The organism is Enterobacter sp. PGRG2 (genome assembly GCF_030291195.1).
Taxonomy (GTDB): Bacteria; Pseudomonadota; Gammaproteobacteria; order Enterobacterales; family Enterobacteriaceae; genus Enterobacter_D.
Window position 1 is genome coordinate 811,590 of the sequence record NZ_CP127837.1, and the last position, 19,021, is coordinate 830,610.

At 56.3% G+C, this 19,021-nt stretch carries 15 protein-coding genes; 2 read left to right on the plus strand and 13 right to left on the minus strand.

The window, feature by feature from the left end:
* Positions 1-5: 5 nt before the first annotated feature.
* Genes QRD42_RS03590 through glpE form a run of 3 tightly spaced genes read right to left on the minus strand, consistent with a single transcriptional unit; the run spans position 6 to position 1,986 of the window.
* Positions 6-764, minus strand: coding sequence for a DeoR/GlpR family transcriptional regulator (locus QRD42_RS03590; RefSeq protein ID WP_072571220.1), 759 nt, complete (start codon positions 762-764; stop codon positions 6-8).
* Between the two features lie 17 nt (positions 765-781).
* Complete coding sequence (glpG, locus tag QRD42_RS03595) at positions 782-1,612, minus strand: rhomboid family intramembrane serine protease GlpG (protein WP_072571219.1); 831 nt, start codon at positions 1,610-1,612, stop codon at positions 782-784.
* Between the two features lie 44 nt (positions 1,613-1,656).
* Positions 1,657-1,986, minus strand: a complete 330-nt coding sequence (glpE, locus tag QRD42_RS03600; protein WP_072571218.1) for a thiosulfate sulfurtransferase GlpE — start codon at positions 1,984-1,986, stop codon at positions 1,657-1,659.
* A gap of 205 nt (positions 1,987-2,191) precedes the next feature.
* Here glpE and glpD point away from each other — a divergent pair, with 205 nt between their 5' ends.
* Entirely contained in the window at positions 2,192-3,697 is a 1,506-nt protein-coding gene (glpD, locus tag QRD42_RS03605) for a glycerol-3-phosphate dehydrogenase (RefSeq protein ID WP_321988199.1), read from the plus strand.
* Between the two features lie 39 nt (positions 3,698-3,736).
* Here glpD and glgP read toward each other — a convergent pair whose 3' ends face one another.
* The 6 genes from glgP to asd form a co-directional block, all read right to left on the minus strand.
* A complete protein-coding gene (glgP, locus tag QRD42_RS03610) occupies positions 3,737-6,184 on the minus strand; it encodes a glycogen phosphorylase (protein WP_072571216.1) in 2,448 nt (815 codons plus the stop codon).
* Positions 6,185-6,202: 18 nt separating this feature from the next.
* Positions 6,203-7,636, minus strand: coding sequence for a glycogen synthase GlgA (gene glgA / locus QRD42_RS03615; RefSeq protein ID WP_072571215.1), 1,434 nt, complete (start codon positions 7,634-7,636; stop codon positions 6,203-6,205).
* Positions 7,637-7,724: 88 nt separating this feature from the next.
* Positions 7,725-9,008: a glucose-1-phosphate adenylyltransferase gene (gene glgC, locus QRD42_RS03620; RefSeq protein ID WP_072571214.1), complete on the minus strand. Its 1,284-nt coding sequence runs from the start codon at positions 9,006-9,008 to the stop codon at positions 7,725-7,727.
* Positions 9,009-9,022: 14 nt separating this feature from the next.
* The gene (gene glgX, locus QRD42_RS03625; RefSeq protein WP_321988200.1) at positions 9,023-10,999 is read right to left on the minus strand and encodes a glycogen debranching protein GlgX; all 1,977 of its coding nucleotides are present in this window, start codon (positions 10,997-10,999) and stop codon (positions 9,023-9,025) included.
* Positions 10,996-13,182, minus strand: a complete 2,187-nt coding sequence (gene glgB, locus QRD42_RS03630) for a 1,4-alpha-glucan branching enzyme (RefSeq protein WP_318375997.1) — start codon at positions 13,180-13,182, stop codon at positions 10,996-10,998. Before glgB ends, glgX begins: the two co-directional genes overlap by 4 nt.
* 239 nt (positions 13,183-13,421) lie before the next feature.
* The gene (gene asd / locus QRD42_RS03635) at positions 13,422-14,528 is read right to left on the minus strand and encodes an aspartate-semialdehyde dehydrogenase (protein WP_072571211.1); all 1,107 of its coding nucleotides are present in this window, start codon (positions 14,526-14,528) and stop codon (positions 13,422-13,424) included.
* 176 nt (positions 14,529-14,704) lie between these two features.
* On the opposite strand from asd, the gene QRD42_RS03640 reads away from it, so the two are divergent.
* Positions 14,705-15,298 carry a YhgN family NAAT transporter gene (locus QRD42_RS03640; protein ID WP_318362656.1) on the plus strand — a complete coding sequence of 198 codons (594 nt, stop codon included), beginning with the start codon at positions 14,705-14,707 and terminating at the stop codon, positions 15,296-15,298.
* Positions 15,299-15,365: 67 nt separating this feature from the next.
* On the opposite strand, the gene gntK is transcribed toward QRD42_RS03640, so the two are convergent.
* From gntK to QRD42_RS03660, 4 genes are all read right to left on the minus strand, one after another.
* Positions 15,366-15,887: a gluconokinase gene (gntK, locus tag QRD42_RS03645; RefSeq protein WP_318374943.1), complete on the minus strand. Its 522-nt coding sequence runs from the start codon at positions 15,885-15,887 to the stop codon at positions 15,366-15,368.
* Positions 15,888-16,024: 137 nt separating this feature from the next.
* Positions 16,025-17,020 carry a gluconate operon transcriptional repressor GntR gene (gene gntR / locus QRD42_RS03650; protein WP_318362655.1) on the minus strand — a complete coding sequence of 332 codons (996 nt, stop codon included), beginning with the start codon at positions 17,018-17,020 and terminating at the stop codon, positions 16,025-16,027.
* A 102-nt stretch (positions 17,021-17,122) separates the two neighbouring features.
* Complete coding sequence (locus QRD42_RS03655) at positions 17,123-17,818, minus strand: pirin family protein (RefSeq protein ID WP_072571207.1); 696 nt, start codon at positions 17,816-17,818, stop codon at positions 17,123-17,125.
* 122 nt (positions 17,819-17,940) lie between these two features.
* A complete protein-coding gene (locus tag QRD42_RS03660) occupies positions 17,941-18,978 on the minus strand; it encodes an oxidoreductase (RefSeq protein WP_321988731.1) in 1,038 nt (345 codons plus the stop codon).
* Positions 18,979-19,021 lie beyond the last annotated feature (43 nt).

Here is a 19,021-nt window from a genome sequence, read left to right on the forward strand (position 1 = left end):
TTTCGCTAGCACAGCTCAAGCTGAATATTGTGATCCTTGATGACCTGCAGGACACCGGCGGGCGGCATCACGTCGGTGTACACGGCATTCACCATGCTGATGCTGCCCATATTCACCATCGCGTTACGACCAAACTTGGAATGATCGACCACCAGCATGACGTGGCGAGAGTTTTCAATGATCGCCCGCTTGGTGCGCACTTCGTGGTAATCAAACTCCAGCAGCGAACCGTCGGTATCAATACCGCTGATCCCCAGGATGCCGAAATCGAGACGGAACTGGGAGATAAAATCCAGCGTGGCTTCGCCAATAATCCCGCCGTCCCGGCTGCGCAATTCGCCTCCGGCCAGAATAATGCGGAAGTCTTCTTTCGTTTTCAGCGTGTTGGCCACGTTCAGATTATTGGTTACCACCCGCAGATTGCTGTGCTCCAGTAACGCATGGGCCACCGCTTCCGGCGTCGTGCCGATATCAATAAATAATGTTGCGCCGTTAGGGATCTGGCTTGCCACTTTGCGGGCAATACGCTCTTTTTCGGCGGTTTGCGTGGCTTTACGATCGTGCCACGGGGTGTTCACCGAGCTGGACGGCAACGCCGCGCCGCCGTGATGGCGCAGGATCATATTCTGATCGGCAAGGTCATTCAGATCGCGACGGATCGTCTGCGGGCTGACGGAGAATTGCTCCACCAGCTCCTCGGTACTGACGTATCCCTGCTTTTTCACCAGTTCGATAATGGCATCGTGGCGTTGTGTCTGCTTCATGAAATATCCTGGAAAATTTATGTTCGTTTTCGCACATTTTGCGTATCGACAAACGCCATGGCGAGACCGACAACCAGACCGGTGACATGGGCGCCATTGGCGATGGACATGCCGAACAGATCAAACCAACCGGCAATTAACCACACTAAGGCGAAGGCTATCAAGCCGCGCGGCAAATTAATCCCGCTTTGCGGATCGCGCTCGCCCCGCAGCCAGACGTAGCCCATCAGCGCATAGACCACGCCGGACAGACCGCCGAACCACGGGCCGCTGAATTTATGCTGTATGAAACCGCTCAGCAGGGCGCTGATGATGGTGATGACAATCAGCTTGCCGCTGCCGAGTCGCTTTTCCACCGCGCCGCCGAGATACCACCACCACAACAGGTTAAACAGAATGTGCAGCACGGAAAAATGCATCACCGCGTGGCTGAAATAACGCCAGACATCAAAGCGCAGGGAGGGATCGTAAGGCCAGGCAAGCCAGGCCATAACCGGCTCATCGCCCACGACGTTCATGATGATAAATACCAGAACACAGATCGCCGCCAGCGCCAGGGTAAACGGCCCGGCCCGCTGGCGCAGCGTGGCCAGAAATGGGTAACGCTGATAATGCAGGCCGCTGTTGGTCTGGCCTGACGTCCAGCTTGCCGCCAGATAACGCGGATCGCCGGGGTTTTCTAAAAAGCGCGCCAGTTCCGCGTGAACGCGTTCAGCCTGGCTTTCATCCGCCAGCCAGACGTCGGTGGTAGCGTGATGCTGGATCGTCAGGGTGATGCCCTGCGTTTGCATGTAATCAACAAACGCCTGGGCGATACGCGGGTTGGTAAAAGAGGTGATCATCAACATCGCTGGCTGCACTTATTCCACATAAAAGAGGACAGTATAAAGGTTTAAAGCGATCCGTGCGCCACCTCGCCAGGAAAATGGCGGTGCCAGGCGTCAAACCCGCCATCGACGCTGTAGACCTGATCAAAGCCCTGTTGCAGCAGATACTGGGCCGCGCCCTTGCTGCTGTTGCCGTGATAGCACATCACCATCACCGGCGTGTCGTAGTCGTGTTCCTGCATGAAGGCGCTTAGCGTATCGTTCGTCAGATGGAACGCGCCAGGCGTGTGGCCCATGGCGAAACTTTGCGGATCGCGAATATCCACCAGCACCGCCTGCTTTTGCTGCAGCTTCTGATGGGTTTCTTCAACGTTAATACATTCAAATTGATCCATGGTGCTCTCTTTCGTTGTGCAAATTCTGGCGGGTACGCTGGCCCCACATCTTAGCGACAAGTTTACGTCTTCACGGCAGGTAAACGCCATTATGTTATGCATATCACTCTAAATTGTTTTTTTGATGTTACCAATGCGCCATTCCTTTGCTATCATGAGCGATAACGAACATTTTTGAGCTTTTACGAAAGTGCATGAGGCGAACATGGAAACCAAAGATCTGATTGTGATAGGCGGGGGCATCAATGGTGCCGGTATCGCGGCAGACGCCGCAGGGCGGGGTTTATCTGTGCTCATGCTGGAAGCGCAGGACCTTGCCTGCGCCACCTCGTCAGCGAGTTCTAAATTGATCCACGGCGGCCTGCGCTACCTTGAACACTACGAGTTCCGCCTGGTGAGCGAAGCCCTGGCAGAACGTGAAGTGCTGCTGAAAATGGCGCCGCACATTGCCTTCCCGATGCGTTTTCGTCTGCCACACCGCCCGCATCTGCGTCCGGCGTGGATGATCCGCATTGGTCTGTTTATGTACGATCATCTGGGTAAACGCACCAGCCTGCCCGCATCTGCCGGTTTGCGTTTTGGCGCAGAATCCGTAATGAAACCCGAAATCGTGCGCGGTTTCGAATATTCTGACTGCTGGGTGGACGATGCGCGCCTGGTACTGGCGAATGCGCAAATGGTCGTGCGCAAAGGCGGCGAAGTGATGACCCGCACCCGCGCCACCTCCGCAAAACGCGTTAATGGCCTGTGGGTGGTGGAAGCGGAAGACGTTGATACCGGCGAGAAATACACCTGGCAGGCGCGCGGTCTGGTGAACGCCACCGGCCCGTGGGTGAAACAGTTCTTCGACGAAGGGATGGAGCTGCCGTCACCATACGGTATCCGCCTGATCAAAGGCAGCCACATTGTCGTGCCGCGCGTGCATACCCAGAAACAGGCTTACATCCTGCAAAACGAAGATAAACGCATTGTGTTTGTCATTCCGTGGATGGATGAGTTTTCCATCATTGGCACCACCGATGTGGAATACCAGGGCGATCCGAAAAAGGTTGAGATCGACGAAAGCGAAATCAACTACCTGCTGAAGGTCTATAACGCGCACTTTAAAAAGCAGCTGGCGCGCGACGATATCGTCTGGACTTACTCTGGCGTGCGTCCGCTGTGCGATGACGAATCCGATTCGCCGCAGGCGATCACCCGCGATTACACGCTGGATATTCACGACGAAAACGGCAAAGCGCCGTTGCTGTCTGTATTCGGCGGCAAGCTGACGACCTACCGTAAGCTGGCGGAACACGCGATGGAAAAACTGTCGACTTACTATAAAGACATTGGCCCGGCGTGGACGAAAGACTGCGTGCTGCCGGGCGGCGATCTGCAGGGCGATCGCGATGACTATGCGGCTAAACTGCGTCGTCGCTATCCGTTTATCAGCGAGCAGATGGCGCGTCATTATGCCCGCACTTACGGCAGCAACAGCGAACTGATCCTCGGCAGCGCGAGTTCATTGGCCGATCTGGGCGAAGATTTCGGGCATGAGTTTTACGAAGCGGAACTGCGTTACCTGGTCGAGCACGAATGGGTGCGACGCCTGGACGATGCCATCTGGCGTCGTACCAAACAGGGGATGTGGCTCAATGCTGAGCAGCAGTCGCGCATTGCGCAGTGGCTGACGCGCCATGGCAAACGCGAACTGTCATTAGCATCATAATAAAAAACGGGGCCACCAGGCCCCGTTTATCGTACTGATTTACAACCGTACCGGATCGATATGCCAGATCTTGTCGGCGTACTCCTGGATGGTGCGGTCCGAGGAGAAATAGCCCATCGCCGCGATATTATGCATCGCTTTAATGGTCCACTCTTCCGGATGACGATACAGCTCGTCCACACGCTCCTGACAATCCACATAGCTGCGGAAATCCGCCAGCACCTGATAGTGATCGCCGAAGTTAATCAGTGAATCCACCAGATCGCGGTAACGGCCCGGCTCTTCCGGGCTGAATACGCCGGTGGCGATCTGCGTCAGCACGTCGCGCAGCTCTTCATCCTGCTCGTAGTAATCACGCGGTTTGTAACCCTGACGGCGCAGTTCTTCAACTTCATCCGCCGTGTTACCGAAGATAAAGATATTCTCTTCGCCAACGTGTTCCCGCATCTCAACGTTCGCGCCATCCAGCGTGCCGATGGTCAGCGCGCCGTTCAGGGCGAATTTCATGTTACTGGTGCCGGATGCCTCCGTCCCGGCCAGCGAAATCTGCTCAGAGAGATCGGCGGCCGGAATGATCATCTGCGCCAGACTGACGCTGTAGTTGGGGATGAACACCACTTTCAGTTTGTCGCCGATCTGCGGATCGTTATTCACCACTTTGGCAACGTCATTGATGAGATGAATAATGTGCTTCGCCATGTAATAGGCTGACGCCGCTTTACCGGCGAAGATGTTGACGCGCGGCACCCAGTTCGCCTCAGGATCGGCCTTGATGCGGTTGTAGCGCGCAATCACATGCAGCACGTTCATCAACTGACGTTTGTATTCATGGATACGCTTGATCTGCACGTCGAACAGGGCTTTTGGATTGACCACCACGTTCAGCTGCTGGGCAATCATGATCGCCAGACGCTTTTTGTTCTCCAGCTTCGCCTGACGCACTGCCTGGTTGACCGCCGGGAAATCAATGTGCTGCTCAAGCTCCTGCAACTGACTCAAATCGGTACGCCAGGTGCGGCCAATATTTTCGTCCAGCACCTCAGACAGCGGCGGGTTCGCCAGCGCCAGCCAGCGTCGCGGCGTAACGCCATTAGTGACGTTGGTAAAGCGGGTCGGGAAGATCTTCGCGAAATCAGCAAACAGCGACTGCACCATCAGGTTGGAGTGCAGTTCGGACACGCCATTCACTTTATGGCTTGCCACCACCGCCAGCCACGCCATGCGGACACGGCGACCATTGGATTCGTCGATGATGGACACGCGGCTCAGCAGGCCGGTGTCATTCGGATACTGATCCTGCACGGTCTTCAGGAAGTAGTCGTTGATTTCAAAGATGATTTGCAGATGACGCGGCAGGATCTTGCCGAGCATATCCACCGGCCAGGTTTCCAGCGCTTCGCTCATCAGCGTGTGGTTGGTGTAGGAGAACACCTGGCAGGTCACTTCGAAAGCATCATCCCAGGAAAACTTATGCTCATCCATCAGCAGACGCATCAGCTCAGGAATGCCCAGCACCGGGTGCGTATCGTTGAGGTGAATGGCGATTTTGTCCGCCAGATTGGCGTAGGTTTTGTGCAGCATGTAGTGACGATTGAGGATGTCCTGCACCGTCGCCGACACCAGGAAATACTCCTGTCGTAAGCGCAGTTCGCGCCCGGAATAGGTGGAGTCGTCCGGATAGAGCACGCGTGAGACGTTTTCCGAGTGGTTTTTATCTTCCACCGCGGCAAAATAGTCACCCTGGTTGAATTTACCGAGGTTAATCGCGCTACTCGCCTGGGCGTTCCACAGACGCAGCGTGTTGGTCGCGTCAGTGTCGTAGCCAGGGATGATCTGATCGTAAGCCACCGCCAGAATTTCTTCCGTTTCCAGCCAGCGGGATTTTTTCCCTTCCAGCTGAACACGCCCGCCAAAACGCACTTTATAGCGCGTGTTGTGGCGCTTGAATTCCCACGGGTTGCCGTATTCCAGCCAGTAGTCCGGCGACTCTTTCTGGCGTCCGTCGACGATGTTCTGTTTGAACATGCCGTAGTCGTAGCGGATACCGTAGCCACGCCCCGGCAGGGCGAGGGTCGCCAGCGAATCCAGGAAGCAGGCCGCCAGGCGTCCCAGACCGCCATTACCTAAACCGGGGTCGTTTTCTTCGTCGATCAGCTCTTCCAGATCCAGCCCCATCTCTTCAAGGGCGTTTTTTACGTCGTCGTAAATACCTAATGACAACATGGCGTTGGAGAGCGTGCGGCCAATCAGAAACTCCATCGACAGGTAGTAAACCTGCCGGGTTTCCTGGGACAGCTGCGCACGGTTGGAGCGCAGCCAGCGTTCCACCAGACGATCACGCACGGCGAACAGCGTGGCGTTCAGCCATTCGTGTTTATTGGCGATCACCGGATCCTTGCCGATGGTGAACATCAGCTTATAGGCGATCGAGTGCTTGAGCGCCTCGACGCTCAGCGTGGGTGATGCATACGTAAAAGGTGCATTCATATGAGCGATTCCTGGAAATTATTTCACCCGGTTGTACAGATCCCGGTAGGACTGCGCCGCTACCTGCCAGCTGAAATCCATACCCATTGCCTGACGCTGCACGAAGCGCCACAGCGACGGACGAGACCACAACACGAAAGCACGCCTTATCGCACGTAACAGCGACCAGGCATTACTGTCTTCAAAGACAAATCCGCTGGCGATGCCGTCCGCCAGGTTTTCCAGTGAGCTGTCTGAAACGGTATCCGCCAGACCGCCGGTACGACGTACCAGCGGCAGGGTGCCGTATTTCAGGCCGTAGAGCTGGGTCAGCCCGCACGGCTCAAATCGGCTTGGCACCAGAATCACATCGGCTCCCCCCATGATGCGATGCGAGAAGGCTTCGTGATAGCCGATCTGCACCCCAACCTGGCCCGGATGTTCCGCCGCCGCCGCAAGGAAGCCTTCCTGCAATACTGGATCGCCTGCCCCCAGTAATGCCAGTTGCCCGCCCTGCTCCAGCAGGCCCGGCAGCGCTTCCAGCACCAGATCCAGCCCTTTCTGGCTGGTGAGGCGACTGACCACCGCAAACAGCGGCACTTTGTCATTCACCTTCAGACCCATCGCCACCTGCAGCTGGCGTTTGTTTTCGGCTTTCTCCTCCAGCGAATCGCGATCATATCGCGCCGCGAGAAGCAGATCGTTATCCGGGCTCCAGATTTTCTCATCTACCCCGTTCAGAATGCCGGAAAGACGCCCTTCCAGATGCCGCTGACGCAGCAGGCCTTCCATACCGCAGCCAAACTGCGGCTCGGTGATCTCGCGCGCGTAGGTCGGGCTGACCGCCGTAATATGATCGGCGTAGTACAGACCAGCCTTCAGGAACGAGATCTGACCGTTGAATTCGACACCATGAACATTAAAGAATGATGATGGTAATTCGATCTCATCCATATGATGTGCATAAAACATGCCCTGATAGGCCAGGTTGTGCACAGTAAACACCGATTTCGCCGGACGGCCGCGCGCCGCGAGGTACGCCGGTGCCAGACCTGCATGCCAGTCATGGGCATGCACGATGTCAGGATGCCAGAACGGATCGAGACCACAGGCCATTTCACTGCCTACCCAACCCAGCAGCGCAAAGCGCAACACGTTGTCGGTGTAAGCAAAAAGATTGGTATCGTGATACGGGCTCCCTGGGCGGTCATAAAGGTGCGGCGCATCAATCAGGTAAATCCCCACGCCGTTATAATGACCAAAAAGTAAAGTGAATGGACCGGCAAAAGTGTCGCGTCGACTCACCACTCGTGCATCGGTAATGCCCCGTCGAATATCTGGAAAAGCAGGCAAAAGGACGCGTGTATCTACTCCACCGGCGATTTGCGCCGCGGGTAACGCGCCAAGGACATCTGCCAGACCGCCCGTCTTAAGCAGCGGGAACATTTCAGAACATACATGTAAAACCTGCATTCTCGCTCCTGTTAATTACCGCCGCCTGTTTGCGGGTTCGGTAAAACAGCGCGCGGACCCCTTCCGCGCAAGGTTATTCTTGATGCTGTTAGCCTTTGAGTTTATTCAACATTTCCCGCGTGACTAACACAATGCCTTCTTCTGAACGGTAAAACCGACGCGCGTCTTCTTCCGCGTTTTCGCCGATTACCATGCCTTCCGGTATCTGACAGGCGCGATCGATGATGCACCGGCGCAGGCGACAGGAACGCCCTACCCATACGTCTGGTAACAGAACGGATGAGTCGATATTACAAAATGAGTTCACCCGCACGCGGGGGAAAAGAACCGATTGCACCACAACGGAGCCAGAGATGATGCAGCCGCCCGATACCAGGGAGTTCAGCGTCATACCGTGGCTGCCGGAACGGTCCTGCACAAATTTCGCTGGCGGCAGCGGCTCCATATGGGTACGGATTGGCCAGTTCTGATCGTACATATCCAGTTCTGGCGTAACCGAGGCCAGATCCAGGTTCGCTTTCCAGTAGGCTTCCAGCGTCCCGACATCGCGCCAGTACGGCTCGGCATTCGGATCGGACTGCACGCTGGATAACGGGAACGGGTGCGCGTACGCCATGCCCGCTTTCGTCAGCTTCGGAATGATGTCTTTACCAAAGTCGTGACTGGAGGTGTCGTCCGCATCATCTTCTTCCAGCAGCTCAAACAGATAGTCAGCATCAAAAATATAGATGCCCATACTGGCGAGCGCCCGTGTCGGATCGTTTGGCATCGCGGGCGGGTTTTCCGGCTTCTCGACGAAAGCGACCACTTTTTCATTTTCATCGACCGCCATCACCCCAAAGGCGGTGGCTTCGGCAATCGGCACCGGCAGACAGGCCACGGTGCAACGTGCACCTTTCTCCACATGATCAATGAGCATGCGCGAGTAGTCCTGCTTGTAGATGTGGTCGCCCGCGAGGATCACGATGTATTCCGCGTTATAGCGACGAATGATGTCGAGGTTCTGCGTCACCGCGTCCGCTGTGCCGCGATACCAGTTTTCACCGTGTACGCGCTGCTGGGCAGGCAGGAGATCGACGAACTCGTTCATCTCTTCGCTAAAGAACGACCAGCCGCGCTGGATGTGCTGCACCAGCGTATGCGACTGATACTGAGTGATAACGCCAATCCGGCGGATGCCGGAGTTAATGCAGTTGGACAACGCGAAGTCGATAATGCGGAACTTGCCACCAAAGTGCACCGCAGGCTTCGCCCGGGTAGTGGTTAAGTCCTTCAGACGCGTACCACGCCCCCCTGCAAGAATCAGGGCAACCGATTTTAATGGGAGCTGGCGCGCTAACATTAGCGGATCGTTTTTATCTAATCTAACCATGATGAACTCCTTTTTTAAGACCGTTTGAAAACGCAAATTCCGTGCGCGGGCCCATGCCAGACAGCCATTACAACCGGATTATCCTCACCGGCAAATGGGGGAACAGCACGCCATTCCCCATCGGGTAAAACGATTTGCGCTACGTCGTCCGTGTTGTTGAGCGTGATTAAATAACGCTCCGACAGCAGGATCTGCATTCGACCCGTGCCTTGCGCCCACTCCTCAGGACGTAATGGCTGAGCGTCTTTGTTCAGCCATTGCACGTTGCCGTCACCCTCTTCCCACCAGGCGTTCAGGGTTAACGCCGGGATCTGCTGACGCAAGGCAATGAGCGCCGCAGTGAAAGTGATCAGCCCGTCATTTGCCTGACGCCAGTCCAGCCACGTCAGCGCGTTATCCTGGCAATACGCATTGTTATTGCCATGCTGGCTGTGCCCCTGTTCATCACCGGCCAGCAGCATAGGCGTTCCCTGAGACAGGAGCAGCGTGGTCAGCAGGGCATGGACACTATCCCGACGCCGTTCAGTCACATGTAGAGAGCCGCCTAATCCTTCTATACCATGGTTATTACTATGGTTATTGTTAGTCCCGTCGCGGTTTTCCTCGCCGTTCGCCTCGTTGTGTTTCTGATTGAAACAAACGCAGTCATGCAGGGTAAAACCGTCATGCGCGGTGATCAGGTTGACCGACGCGCCAGGCGCGCGACCCCGTTGTTTAAACACATCGCTGGATCCGGCAAACCGGCGGGCAAACTCTCCGAGGGAGAGATCTTTCGCCAGCCAGAAACGGCGCGCGGCATCGCGGAAATGATCGTTCCACTCCGCAAACAACGGCGGAAAATTCCCCACCTGATACCCCCCCGCCCCTACGTCCCAGGGCTCTGCAATCAGCTTCACCGCGCTGAGCAGCGGATCGGCTGCAATGGCCTCGAACAGCGGCGCATGGGGCGTATAGCCCGGCGTGCGCCCCATGACCGGGGCCAGATCAAAGCGAAAACCGTCAATATGGAAGGTTTCCACCCAGTAGCGCAGACACTGAACGGCGTACTCCACGGTGGCTGGCAAGTTTAAATTTAGCGTGTTGCCGCAACCCGTCCAGTTTTCGTAATCACCATCTCCCCTTACCCAATAATAGCTACGGTTATCGATTCCGCGCAGGGAGAAGGTCGGACCATCAAGATCAATTTCAGCGCTGTGGTTAAGCACCACGTCAAGGATGACTTCAATGCCAGCCTGATGCAGCGCTTTTACCGTCTCGCAAAACTCCTGCCGCGCACGTTCCGGATCAACGGCATAGCGCGGATCGAGCGCAAATATCGCCAGCGGGTTGTAGCCCCAGTAATTGCTCAGGCCGAGCTGTTGCAGGCGCGGCTCGCTGGCAAACTGCGCGATGGGTAACAGTTCGAGCGCCGTAATGCCGAGGCGTTTGAAGTAAGCGATCATGGCCGGATGGCGGAGCGCTTTGTAGGTACCGCGCTCGGCTTCCGGAATGTCCGGATGCAGATACGTCAGCCCTTTTACATGCGCTTCGTAAATCACGCTGTTGCCCCAGGGCGTGCGCGGCGGCGCGTCGTCTTCCCAGTCAAAAACGTCTTTCACCACCACGCTTTTCAGCGCGATGGCGGCGTTGTCATGGGGATCGGGTCGCTCGTAACCACCGTGGAACAGCGCATCGTCCAACAGTTCTCCGTCAACGCGACGGGCGCAGGGGTCGATCAGCACTTTTGCCGGATTAAAGCGATGTCCGTGCTCCGGCGCCCAGGGGCCGTGAACACGGTAGCCATAGCGCAGGCCGGCGCGCGCGCCAGCCAGAAAACCGTGCCAGACATCGCCGCTGCGGGCGGGCAGGTCATAACGTTGCTCATTCCCTTCCTGGTCAAACACGCACAGCTCCACGCGCTCCGCATGGGCGGAAAACAGCGTGAAGTTGACGCCGCCGTCGACGACATGCGCGCCGAGCGGCTCAGGCTTCCCTGCCGTGAGTATGGTCATTCTCCCTCCCGCACCAGCCAGATAGTGGAGAGTGGAGGTAAGGTCAGGCACAGTGAATGCTCACGGCCATGGCTGCCAATCTGCTCGCTCTGTACCGCGCCGCCGTTCCCGGCATTGCTGCCGTGGTAGTGCATTGAGTCAGTATTGAGGATTTCGCGCCATTTGCCCGGCTGATTGATGCCGAAACGGTAGCCCGGACGCGGCACCGGCGTAAAGTTGCTGGCGACGATAATTTCGTTGCCTGCTTTATCGCGGCGTACAAAAACAAATACCGAGCGCTCTCTGTCGTCCACCACCAGCCATTCGAAGCCGTAGCCATCAAAATCCAGCTCATGCAGCGCTTTATGATGACGATAGGTGTGGTTGAGATCGCGAACCAGACGCTGCACGCCGTGGTGCCAGTTGTCGCCGCCTTCCAGCAGATGCCAGTCGAGGCTACTGTCGTGGTTCCACTCACGCCCCTGCGCAAATTCATTGCCCATAAACAGCAGCTTTTTGCCGGGGAAAGCCCACATCCAGCCATAGTAGGCACGCAGGTTGGCGAACTTCTGCCACGCATCTCCCGGCATACGATCCAGAATGGATTTTTTACCGTGCACCACTTCATCGTGCGACAGCGGCAGCACGAAGTTTTCGGTGTAGTTGTACAGCATGCCGAAGGTGAGATTATGGTGATGATGCTGACGGTAGATGGGATCGAGCTTGAAGTAATCCAGCGTGTCGTGCATCCAGCCCAGATTCCACTTGTACCAGAATCCCAGCCCGCCGTTATCCGACGGTCGTGAGACGCCAGGGAAGTCGGTGGACTCTTCCGCCATGCTGACCGCGCCAGGCACCAGTTCGCCCAGTACGCGGTTGGTTTTACGCAGGAATTCGATAGCTTCGAGATTTTCGCGGCCGCCGTATTCGTTAGGGATCCACTCCCCTTCTTTACGGCTGTAGTCACGATAAATCATTGATGCCACCGCATCCACGCGCAGGGCGTCAATGCCGAAGCGCTCAACCCAGTACAGGGCGTTGCCGATCAGGTAGTTGCTGACTTCGCGGCGACCATAGTTATAAATCAGCGTGTTCCAGTCCTGATGATAGCCTTCGCGCGGATCGCTGTGCTCATACAGGTCGGTACCGTCAAATTCGGCCAATCCAAAATCATCTTCCGGGAAATGGCCCGGCACCCAGTCGAGGATCACGCTTAAGCCTGCGGCGTGCGCGGCATTGATAAAATAGCGGAAGTCATCGCGGGTACCGAAACGGCGGGTCGGCGCGTACAGGCCGGTCGGCTGGTAGCCCCAGCTGCCGTCGAAAGGATGCTCGTTGATCGGCAGCAGTTCCAGATGGGTGAAGCCCATCCATTTGGCGTACGGCACCAGCTGATCCGCCAGATCGCGGTAGCTGAGCCAGAAATTATTGTCCGTGTGGCGACGCCAGGAGCCCAGATGCACTTCATAAATGGAGATAGGCGCATCGAAGTCATTAGCGCGTTTACGCTCTTCGCTCTGCTCCACTTTTTCCGGCAGGCCGCAAATCACCGAGGCGGTTTCCGGGCGCATTTGCGCTTCGAAGGCATAAGGGTCGGCTTTGATGCGCAGATTGCCGTTGGCGTCGATCAGTTCGTATTTATACAGCTGACCGTTGTGCGCGCCGGGGATAAACAGCTCCCAGATGCCAGATTCTTTACGCAGACGCATCGGGTGGCGGCGGCCGTCCCAGTAGTTAAACTGGCCGACAACCGAGACGCGGCGGGCATTCGGCGCCCAGACGGAGAATTTCGTCCCGGTCACGCCATCCATGGTATCGGCGTGCGCGCCGAGGGTTTCGTACGGACGCAGGTGGGTGCCTTCTGACAGCAGCCAGACATCCAGATCCTGTATCAGCGGGCCGAAGCGATACGGGTCATCAATCAGGTTTTCCTGACCGTGCCAGACGACGGCAAGCTGATAGCGGAAAGGATTTTTGCGACGCTGAATAACGCCGGCGAAAAAGCCGCGCGAATCGAGGCACTCAAGCCTGGCGAGCTTGCGCCCGGTCTTGGTTTCTATCACCCAAACTTCGGTGGCGTCAGGGAGCAATGCGCGGACTTCCAGCCCGGCATCGGTGTAATGCATGCCGAGTACGGAAAAGGGATCCGCAAAGTGGCCTGCAATTAGCGCGTTAATCACGTCTCTATCGACAAGACTGGACATGGTTTCTTCATCCTTTTATATGTGTGCCATAGCGTTCAGCCGTGAACTGACCACGGATGGCGGCACTTTTTTGGCCTGAATGGCGTACCGGCAGCTTTCACTTCCGCCGGGACTACGCCCAACTTAAAGCATAGCCAACACTACGTTTATCTCCCGACTTATTTGAAACATTCGCGTTTCCTCCATGTAATACGCAAAAAAAAGGAGGTGACACCGCACCTCCGCTCTGAATATAAGTCTTACGCCAGCTGGCGCAGCATGCGCCGTAACGGCTCTGCGGCGCCCCACAACAGCTGATCGCCGACGGTAAAGGCAGAGAGATATTCCGGCCCCATGTTGAGCTTACGCAGACGACCAACTGGCGTGGTCAGCGTACCGGTAACCGCCGCCGGAGTCAGTTCACGCATAGTGATGTCGCGGTCGTTAGGCACCACTTTCGCCCACTCATTATGCGCCGCCAGCATCTCTTCAACTGTGGGAATGGACACATCTTTCTTCAGTTTAATGGTGAAAGCCTGGCTGTGGCAGCGCAGCGCGCCGACGCGCACGCACAGACCGTCCACCGGAATAACGGACGAGGTACGCAGAATTTTGTTGGTCTCCGCCTGGCCTTTCCACTCTTCGCGGCTCTGGCCGTTATCGAGCTGTTTGTCGATCCACGGGATCAGACTGCCCGCCAGCGGCACGCCGAAGTTGTCCACCGCCAGCTCGCCGCTGCGGCTGAGCGCTGTTACTTTGCGTTCGATATCAAGAATGGCCGACGCCGGGTTAGCCAGCTCGTCAGAGACGTGGTGATGCAGCTGGCCCATTTGCGTTAACAGTTCACGCATATGGCGCGCGCCGCCGCCGGAAGCCGCCTGGTAAGTCGCCACTGACACCCACTCCACCAGATCCTGGGCGAACAGGCCGCCGAGAGACATCAGCATCAGGCTGACAGTGCAGTTACCGCCGACGAAGGTTTTTACGCCCTCGTTCAGGCCGCGGGTGATCACATCCTGGTTGACCGGATCCAGAATGATGATGGCATCGTCTTTCATACGCAGCGACGAAGCGGCATCGATCCAGTAACCCTGCCAGCCGCTTTCACGAAGCTTTGGATAGATTTCGTTGGTATAATCGCCGCCCTGGCAGGTGACAATGATGTCGAGTGCCTTCAACGCCTCCAGATCATACGCATCCTGGAGTGTGCCGGCCGGTGTGCTACCGAATGTCGGCGCGGCCTGACCCAGCTGGGACGTTGAAAAGAAAACCGGGCGAATGGCGTCGAAATCGCGCTCTTCTACCATGCGTTGCATGAGTACGGAGCCGACCATTCCGCGCCAGCCGATAAAACCAACATTTTTCATAGCGTATTTTTCCTGCGAAGGTGTGTGCTGTGTGTGCGAACCAGTTTCCGACTGGCGTCCCTTCACCTTACAAAATGCAGCTAAAGTCGCAAGTGAAATTAATCAATGATAGCGACGTCGTCAGAAATAGAGCTTATAGGCAAAAAATCTGGGGCGAGTATTAGGGAAAGTATTAAATGAACGAAATCATCTCCGCCGCGGTGCTGCTGATCCTGATTATGGATCCGCTCGGCAACCTGCCTATTTTTATGTCGGTGCTCAAGCACACGGAGCCGAAGCGCCGCCGGGCCATTATGATCCGCGAGCTGCTGATCGCCCTGCTTTTGATGCTGATTTTTCTGTTTGCCGGCGAGAAGATCCTGTCATTCCTGAATCTGCGTGCTGAAACCGTGTCCATTTCGGGCGGCATCATTCTGTTTTTAATCGCCATTAAGATGATTTTTCCCAGCCCGACCGGCGGCAGCCACGGGCTGCCTGCGGGCGAAGAGCCGTTTATCGTGCCGCTCGCCATCCCGCTGGTGGCAGGCCCGACGCTGCTCGCTACTCTGATGCTGTTATCGCATCAGTATCCGAATCAGATGGGGCATCTGGTCATCGCCCTGCTGCTGGCCTGGGGCGGCACCGTGGCGATTCTGTTGCAGTCGTCATTATTCCTGCGTCTGCTGGGGGATAAAGGCGTGAACGCGCTGGAGCGCCTGATGGGGCTCGTCCTGGTGATGCTCGCCACGCAGATGTTCCTGGACGGCATCCGCGCCTGGATGAAAAGCTAATAAAAAAGCCGGGCAGGCTTGTGCCCTTCCCGGCGTCTTACGATGTTACCTGTTTGACTTCCCGGCGTTACTGCTTAATCACCGCAATGGTGCTGGCGACAACGCCGTCCAGCGGCTGATCGATATTCACTACCAGCACATCCTGCTCGTCGCTGCCCGGCTCTTCGAGCGCCTCGAACTGCGTCACCAGCATCTGGGTTTTGAAGAAATGGCCTTTACGCGCCTTGAGGCGGGTTTCGATCACGTCAAATTCGCCCTTCAGGTAAATAAAGGAAAGATTCGGGTTGCCGTCACGCAGCAGATCGCGATAGCGCTTTTTCAGTGCCGAACAGACGATCAGCGACACTTTATTGGTGCGCTGCATGGCAAAAGCGGCGTCGTTAAGCGCCTGTAGCCACGGCTTGCGGTCGTCATCATTCAGCGGATCGCCGGCAGCCATTTTCATGATGTTGCTGCGCGGATGCAGGAAATCGCCATCGAGGAAGGCGGCCTGGATCTGGTGCGCCACTTCGCTGGCGACGGCGGATTTACCGCTGCCCGATACGCCCATCAGGACATAGACATGGTGATCAAGATTTGTCGTACTCAAGGCGTCGCTCCCACTCGTGCTGAGGTCAATTGTTACGGGTAACAGTTATCGGTAACATTTTCATGCCGGGGATGCGGAGAAGCAATATCCATTCGCGCCAGAAGTGAATAAATGTGAGCCACTTCAAATTTGTCAGACTAAATGGAACCGCCCGGCGACAGGGTAAAACCCAAATCTAACATTTTCGGCGTCACGATTTCGCCACGAATACGCGCCAGCAGGCGCTCAGCCCCGATGCGGCCCATACGTTCGCGCGGCGTCAGGACGCTGGCCAGACGCGGCTCCATTACCTGCCCGATGTCGTGGCCGTGGAAACCCGCAATCGCCATGTCGCCGGGAATGGTTAACCCCAGACGCTGACATTCAAAGGCGGCGCCAACGGCCAGATCGTCATTGGTACAAAAAATGCCGTCGAGCTGCGGATATTCACGACGCGCCTGGCGCATCAGTTCAATCCCGGCGGTGTAAGATGAGGATTGCTCCACCATCACGCTGTAAGGCGTCAGACCGGCTTCACGCATGGCCTGTTCATACCCCCGCTGTTTGATGATAGTACGTTCATCCAGACGTGCACCCAGATAGGCGACGTGGCGATGCCCGCGGCTGATGATTTCCGCCGTCATCTGGCGCGCCGCTTCCAGGTTATCAAAACCGACGGCAATATCCAGGCACGGAGATTTGCTGTCCATCAGCTCCACCACCGGGATGCCCGCCACTTCGATCATTTTCAGCGTACGCGGCGTGTGGCTGCGCTCGGTGAGGATCAGCCCGTCGATATTCCAGGAAAACATCGATTCCAGCCGCTCTTCTTCCAGCTCCGGTTTATAGCCGTAGTGCGCCAGCATGGTCTGATAGCCGTTCGCATCGGTGACGCTTTCAATACCGCGCAGCACTTCGGCAAAAACCTGGTTGGTCAAAGAAGGCAGCAGCACGCCAATGGCGCGGCTGGTGGCATTGGAGAGAATATCAGGGGCGCGATTGGGAATGTAACCCAGTTCATCAAGCGCAGCAGCGATTTTGCCGCGTAACGCGACGGAGACTTGCTCCGGGTTACGCAGGAACCGGCTGACGGTCATTTTGGTCACGCCAACGCGATCTGCAACGTCCTGAAGTACGGGTCTTTTCTTTTTCATCGTGCCTGTGTGATAAACGGGAAAACATTGCTCCAGTTTATCACGGACAGCAGACAACCTCCCCGCAGATACGGGGAGGTTGTGTTATTTATTTAAGCGGGATCAAACAGGCGGCAGGTCAAACAGCAGAATTTCGCTGTCGCTGTCGGCATGGATGGAGAGCGCCTGCTCATCCCAGATTGCCAGACCATCCGCCGTGGTGGCTTTGGTGCCGTTGATGGACACTTCACCTTTCACCACCTGGATCCAGATGCGGCGTTCTGCAGCCACCTGGTAAACCGACTGCTCATCTTTCAGCAGCGCCCAGCGGGACAGCTCCATATCCTGATTCACCTTCAGCGAACCGTCACGGGCATCCGGCGACAGCACCAGTTGGCGGCCCTGGGCGGCGTCGAAGCGGCGCTGTTCGTAGCGCGGCGTGATACCGGTTTTTTCCGGAATGATCCAGATTTGATACAGGTGCAGCTTGTCGGTGGCGCTCGGGTTGTATTCCGAGTGGCGCACGCCGGTACCGGCGCTCATGATCTGGAATTCACCAGCCGGAACCTGCTCTTTATTGCCCATGCTGTCCTGGTGCTCAACCGCCCCTTCCAGCACGTAGGTCAAAATTTCCATGTCTTTGTGCGGGTGCGTTCCGAAGCCCTGGCCTGCGTCGATCACGTCATCGTTAATGACGCGCAGCGCAGAGAATCCCATAAAGTTCGGATCGTAATAATCGGCGAAAGAGAAAGTGTGCCAGGAGTCCAGCCAGCCATGATTTGCATGACCACGTTCGTTTGCTTTGCGTAAGAAAATCATTTTTTTCACCCCGTCTGTTTTCGATGGAGTAAGTGTGGACGTAATCGATTCGGGATGATAGTGGGTGAAAATTGACTCCTCTGTTCAAAAAAAGTGAACAAGTTCAGAGGAGCCAAGTCCGCTTATTTAGCGAGGGTTACGGTGGATGGCGAGGCCTGCTCAAAGCCGCGCTCCAGGATCTCAAGGTTGGTCATTACTTCAGATTCCTTGACGTAATTCGGCTGCCCCTCAGTGATGGTGGCGTAGAGCGCATCATAGACCCGGCCATAGTCGCCGGTTTCCGCAGGCCACTCTTCACGCACGGTTTCACCAGCGTCATTAACGTACTCCAGCGTGGCGATGCTGTCGTCGGCGGCAAAGCCCGCCTCGCCCGGCATGATATTGGCCTTCAGACTGGTTTCCTGCTGATCGATACCGTATTTAACAAACGAGCCTTTGGTGCCGTGGACGATAAATTTCGGGTAGTCGATTTTCACATAGTGGCTGGTTTTGACGATGGCTTTCAGGTCGCCGTAAAACAGCTGCGCTTCGTAGGTATCATCCGGGTTGGCTTTGTTCCGCAGGCTGCGGATGTCATAGGAGACGTGATCCGGGCGGCCAAACAGCGAGATAATCTGATCCATGGTGTGCACGCCAAGCCCGTAAAACATGCCATCCTGCGGCAGGCCGGGTTTGGTTTCCGCCACCGGGCGGAAGTAATCGAAATGGCTTTCGATTTCGACAATATCCCCCAGTTTGCCGCTCTCGATGGCTTTTTTCGCCGTCAGGAAGCAGGAGTCAAAGCGACGGTTCTGGTACGGCGTAACGGTCAGCCCTTTGCTTCTCGCCAGTTCAAATAAGGTTTTTGCTTCAGCCAGCGTCGGCGTGAAAGGCTTCTCAACCAGTACGTTTTTACCGGCTTCCAGCGCGCGTTTCGCGTACTCAAAATGGCTGTCGGCATGGGTGCAGACCACCACCAGTTTTACCTGCGGATCCCCTAATACCTCGTCCAGAACGCTGGTGAAATGGATATGCTGATACTGCGGCTGCTGCTCTTCCGGTTTCGCATGGCGGCGGAAAATATGCGCCACATGCCAGGTGTCTTTGCGGTTGAGAACGTACGGAAGGTGATAGCGGGTGGTGCTTTTGCCAAATCCAATAAATGCGCAATGCAGGGTCATGGTATCGTCCTTTTTAAGGTTACTTTCATAACCATAGCGCAAA